This window comes from Azospirillum sp. B506, assembly GCF_000333595.1.
GTDB lineage: Bacteria > Pseudomonadota > Alphaproteobacteria > Azospirillales > Azospirillaceae > Azospirillum.
Genome location: NZ_BADK01000064.1, coordinates 1 through 4,631 on the forward strand (window position 1 = coordinate 1; position 4,631 = coordinate 4,631).

5 protein-coding genes are annotated in these 4,631 nt (G+C 70.2%); 4 read left to right on the top strand and 1 reads right to left on the bottom strand.

The genetic code is table 11. The annotated features are described in order from the left end of the window. Positions 1-99 precede the first annotated feature (99 nt). Genes I71_RS02015 through I71_RS02025 form a run of 3 tightly spaced genes read left to right on the top strand, consistent with a single transcriptional unit; the run spans position 100 to position 3,334 of the window. Complete coding sequence (locus I71_RS02015) at positions 100-900, top strand: ATP-binding protein (RefSeq protein WP_042689569.1); 801 nt, start codon at positions 100-102, stop codon at positions 898-900. Further along, positions 897-2,132 carry a response regulator gene (locus tag I71_RS40430; RefSeq protein ID WP_083896919.1) on the top strand — a complete coding sequence of 412 codons (1,236 nt, stop codon included), beginning with the start codon at positions 897-899 and terminating at the stop codon, positions 2,130-2,132. The genes I71_RS02015 and I71_RS40430 overlap by 4 nt, the downstream gene beginning before the upstream one ends. Further along, complete coding sequence (locus I71_RS02025; protein ID WP_244433571.1) at positions 2,129-3,334, top strand: PP2C family protein-serine/threonine phosphatase; 1,206 nt, start codon at positions 2,129-2,131, stop codon at positions 3,332-3,334. The genes I71_RS40430 and I71_RS02025 overlap by 4 nt, the downstream gene beginning before the upstream one ends. 93 nt (positions 3,335-3,427) lie before the next feature. Here the strand turns inward: I71_RS02025 and rpsD are convergent, their stop codons facing one another. Continuing rightward, entirely contained in the window at positions 3,428-4,042 is a 615-nt protein-coding gene (gene rpsD, locus I71_RS02030; RefSeq protein ID WP_012974917.1) for a 30S ribosomal protein S4, read from the bottom strand. 238 nt (positions 4,043-4,280) lie between these two features. Here rpsD and I71_RS02035 point away from each other — a divergent pair. Continuing rightward, positions 4,281-4,631, top strand: a 351-nt coding sequence (locus tag I71_RS02035; RefSeq protein WP_042689576.1) for an FAD-dependent oxidoreductase, incomplete at its 3' end; no start/stop codon positions are given.

Consider the following 4,631-nt stretch of genomic DNA (forward strand, 5'->3'; position numbering starts at 1 on the left):
CGCCGGACAGGTCAAGCGCGTGCTGACCGTGGCGCACATCGCCAAGATCGTCCCGATCGAGGACTGAACCCGGTGGTCGACGGGACAGGGCAGGAAACGATGCCGGGCGGGCCCCGGACCGCCGGCTGCCGCACATGCTTCGGCGGCCTTCTGGCACCGGGGTTGTCGGCCGACCGTCTGGACCGCTTGGCGCGGGCACTGCGGCTGTCCGCAGCCGCCGAACCCGCCGGGCCGGACCCGCTGGCCGTGCTGCTGAACGGAAGCGAATCGGGCGGCAATGCCGCCACGGACGCTCTGTGGCTCCCTCCCGTCGCCGCCTGGATCGAACCGCCGGCCGGCACCGACGCCGCGACGCTTGCCCTGGCGCTCTCCCCCTTGCTGGCCGACGCGGCTGGCAGCGACCTCTACGTCAACCTGACCACCGCGACCGCGCATGATCTCCAGCTCGGCGGACGCCTGCTGGCCGCGCTGAGTGCCCGCCATCCGCTGGATGGCGACCGCCGCGACGATGTCGAGCTGGCCCTGCACGAGGCGGTCAGCAACGCGCTGGTCCACGGCAACCTCGGCGTCGCCGGCATGCAGGAGCTGAGCGCCCGGGAGCTGGAACGCTTCTCCCGCGATCTGGCCGACCGGCTTGCCGACCCGGCGCTGGCCGCCCGCCGCATCGTGGTTGCCCTGCGGATCGACCCTGCGGGGGATGGCACCGCAGAGGATGGCTCTGCTGGAAAAGGGCGGCGACTGGCGACGGTGGAGATCCTCGACGAGGGCGCCGGCTTCACTCCCGGCCCGCGCACCAACCCCGGAGCGTCCGGGCGCGGCCTAGACCTGATCGGCAGCATCGCCGACGGGCTGGAGATCGAGGATGGCGGCCGCCGCATCCGGCTGAGGTTCGCTCTGTGACCGTGGCGCACCGCCAGGACGAGCCGCCAGCCGGAGACGGGGTCACCCCTGGAGGTCCGGTCCTGGCGCTTGGGAACAGCATCGCGCTGGATTGCCCGATCCTGGTGGTCGACGACAACGTGTTCAACCGCACGCTGATCGGCGCCATCCTGGCGGAGGCCGGCTTCCACCGGGTCTCCTTCGCCGCCGGCGGGCAGGAAGCCCTGACGATGATCGAGGCCGCCCTTCCCGACCTGCTGATCCTCGACATCATGATGCCGGGACTGGATGGGTTCGAGGTTTGCCGCCGCCTGCGGGCCATGCCGGAAACCGCCGACCTGCCGATCCTGGTGCAGACCGCGCTGTCGTCGGGCGAGGACCGCAACCGGGCCTTCGCCGCCGGCACCACCGACCTGGTGTGCAAACCGCTGGAACGCACGGAGTTGCTGGCCCGCGTCCGCATCCATCTGGAAGACCGCGTCCTGATCCGCCGCCTGCAGGCCTACCGCGCGCGGGTGGAGGCGGAGCTGGCCATCGCCCGGTCGATGCACGAACAGCTGCTGCCGACACCGGCACAATGCGCCGCGGCGGCTGCGGCGGCCGGGTGCCGGCTGCGCGCCCACAGCGTGATTTCCCCCAATCTCGGCGGCGATCTGTGGGGGCTGCTGCCGCTGGGCGGGCGGCGCTTCGGCATCTATCTGCTCAACGTCGCCGGCCGGGGTGTTTCGGCGGCGCTGAATGCCTTCCGTCTGCACACCCTGCTGCAGGAGCTGGGTCCCGTCCATGGCGAGGATGCCGCCGCCCTGCTGACCGCGTTGAACGACCGTGCGGCCGGGCTGCTGGCGCCGGGGGAAAGGGCGACCATGACCTATGGGGTGGTCGACGGCGAGGCCGGCCGCTTCATCCACGCCTCGGCCCAGGGGGCACCGCCGATGATCCTCGGCGATGGGGGCAGCGGCGGCCCGCAATTCGGCACCGCCACCGGCCTGCCCATCGGCATCGGTCCCGGCCTCCGCTATCGCAGCGAAGCGATGGAACTGCCGCGCGGCGGCGTGCTCGCGCTCTCCTCGGTCGCGGTGCTGGAGGCGCTGGACCCCGGCGGAACCGGCATCGGACTGGGCTGGATGATCGCCCGCGCCGTGGCGGAGGGCGAGGGCTTCGACTCCGTGGTCCGCTCGCTTGGCTTTGCGCTGGGTCAGGCCAGCGGCGACGACCACACGCTGCTGTGGATCGAACGGGAGATGGCGGATTGACCGGCCCCCTGCCTCCCGCCGAGACGCATGATGCCCCGGACGGTCTGGCCGGTGCCCGCGTGATGATCGTCGACGACAACCGGATCAACCGCCACCTGCTGATCGCCCTGCTGGAGCGCGGCGGCATCACCGTGATCGAACAGGCGGAGGATGGGCGGGAGGCGCTGATCCAATTGGACCGGTTCAAGCCGGACCTCGTGCTTCTCGACCTGATGATGCCGCAGATGGACGGGTTCGAGATGTGCCGGCGCCTGCGCGCCGACCCACGCTGGAAATCGCTGCCGGTCCTGGTGCAGTCCAGCCTGAACCGGGCGGAGGATCGCGCCCGTGCTTTCGCCGCCGGGGCGACCGACTATGTCGCCAAGCCGATCAATGCGGAGGAGCTGCTGGCGCGCGTGCGCATCCATCTGCGCAAGCGCGCCATGCTGCGCGACCTGGAGCAGTATCACAGCCGCACCGAAGCCGAGCTGGAGCTGGCCCGCGCCATGCAGATCCGGATGCTGCCCGGCCCCGACCGGCTGGCCGAGCTGGAGGCCGCCACCGGGATCGCCATCCACGCCCATTTCGCGCCCTCGTCCGAGCTGGGCGGCGACTGCTGGGCGGTGGCGCGACTGCCGGACGGACGGGTGGCCGTCCATCTTGTCGATTTCTCCGGCCATGGCGTGGGCGCCGCGCTGAACACCTTCCGGCTGGATGCCATCTGCCGACAGATCGGCAGCACGGACCTGGCCCCGGCGGATTTCCTGGGCGCGGTGAACCGCCGTCTGTGCGGGCTGCTGCCCAGCGGCCAGTTCGCCACCATGCTGACCGGAGTGATCGACCCCATGGCGGGGGTGTTCCACTATGCCTCGGCCGGATCGACGGCGCCGATGATCTGCTATCCCGGCGACGACGCGCCGCGGCTGGGCGACGGCAGTGGCCTGCCGCTCGGCCTGCTGGCGTCGGCCAGCTACGACAGTCGCCAATTGCCGATGCCGCCCGGTTCCCGGCTCTTCCTCTATTCCGACGCCGCCATCGACATCGAGACCGGCGACGGGAACAGCCACGGGGTTCTCGACGAAGACGGCCTCGCAACCCTTCTCGCCAGCCGCCTGCACGAGCCTGACGACGGCCGCCTGCTCCACGGCCTGCTCGACGATCTGGCCGCGACCGGCCCCATCGACGACGACCTGACTGTCCTGCTGCTGACGCGGCGACGGTAAGGGTGGAGGAGGCAGCTGCGCCCGGGAATGCCCCCAAAGCAAAAAGGCCGCCCCCGAGGGAGCGGCCTTTCGCGTTCGGCAGGAGCCGACCGATCAGCGCGAGTAGAACTCGATGACCAGGTTCGGTTCCATCTGGACCGGGTACGGAACATCGGCCAGCAGCGGGGCGCGGACGAAGCGGCCCTTCAGCGCGCTGCTGTCGACTTCCAGATAGTCGGGGATGTCACGCTCGCCGGAAGCGGCGGCTTCCAGGACCAGCGCCATCTGCTTGGACTTGGCGCGCACCTCGACGGTGTCGTTGTCCTTGATGCGGGCCGAAGCGATGTTCAGGCGGCGGCCGTTAACCAGGATGTGGCCGTGGTTGATCAGCTGGCGCGCAGCGAACGGGGTCGGCGCGAACTTCATGCGGTAGACCACGGCGTCCAGACGGCGCTCCAGCAGACCGATCAGGTTCTCGCCGGTGTCGCCCTTGCGGCGGACGGCCTCGGCATAGATGCGGCGGAACTGCTTCTCGCCGATGTTGCCGTAGTAACCCTTCAGCTTCTGCTTGGCCATCAGCTGCAGACCGTAGTCCGACGGCTTCTTGCGGCGCTGGCCATGCTGGCCCGGGCCATACTCGCGCTTGTTCAGCGGGCTCTTGGCGCGGCCCCACAGGTTGACGCCAAGGCGGCGGTCGATCTTGTACTTGGACTCTTGACGCTTGCTCATAACTCTCACGCCTCGTTGGACACGAGTTGATGTTGTCCCGGTAGTTCCGTCCGCCCTGTTCAGGCGGCGGACGGGGCGTCAAAAATTGCGCGCGCCCGCTTTCCCAGGAGGTGAAGGCGCGCACAATACCCATTGGCACGGCCGAGTCAAGCCTGACGCATATGCGGAACCTCTTGCGCACCCCGCCCCTTTTGCGGTCCCCTTCCCGGCGGTTCAGGCGGCAGGCGGGAATGACGCGATGGAACGGGTGGAGTGCGTGGTCGTCGGGGCGGGCGTGGTCGGTCTGGCGGTGGCCCGCCGGCTGGCACAGGCCGGGCGCGAGGTGATCGTGCTGGAGGAGGCGGACGCCATCGGCACCGGCACCAGCTCGCGCAATTCCGAAGTGATCCATGCCGGCATCTACTACCCCACCGGCAGCCTGCGCGCCCGGCTGTGCGTGCCCGGCCGCGACGCGCTCTATGCCTACTGCGCCGCCCATGGGGTGGAGCATCGCCGCATCGGCAAGCTGATCGTCGCGACGGAGGAGGCCCAGTTGCCGAACCTGGCGGCGATCCGCGCCCAGGCCGCCGCCAACGGCGTCAGCGACCTG

Excerpts from the sequence above, each read along its gene's own strand:
- I71_RS02015 (WP_042689569.1), top strand. The coding sequence starts at position 100 with ATGCCGGGCGGGCCCCGGACCGCCGGCTGCCGCACATGCTTCGGCGGC.
- rpsD (WP_012974917.1), bottom strand. The coding sequence starts at position 4,042 with ATGAGCAAGCGTCAAGAGTCCAAGTACAAGATCGACCGCCGCCTTGGC.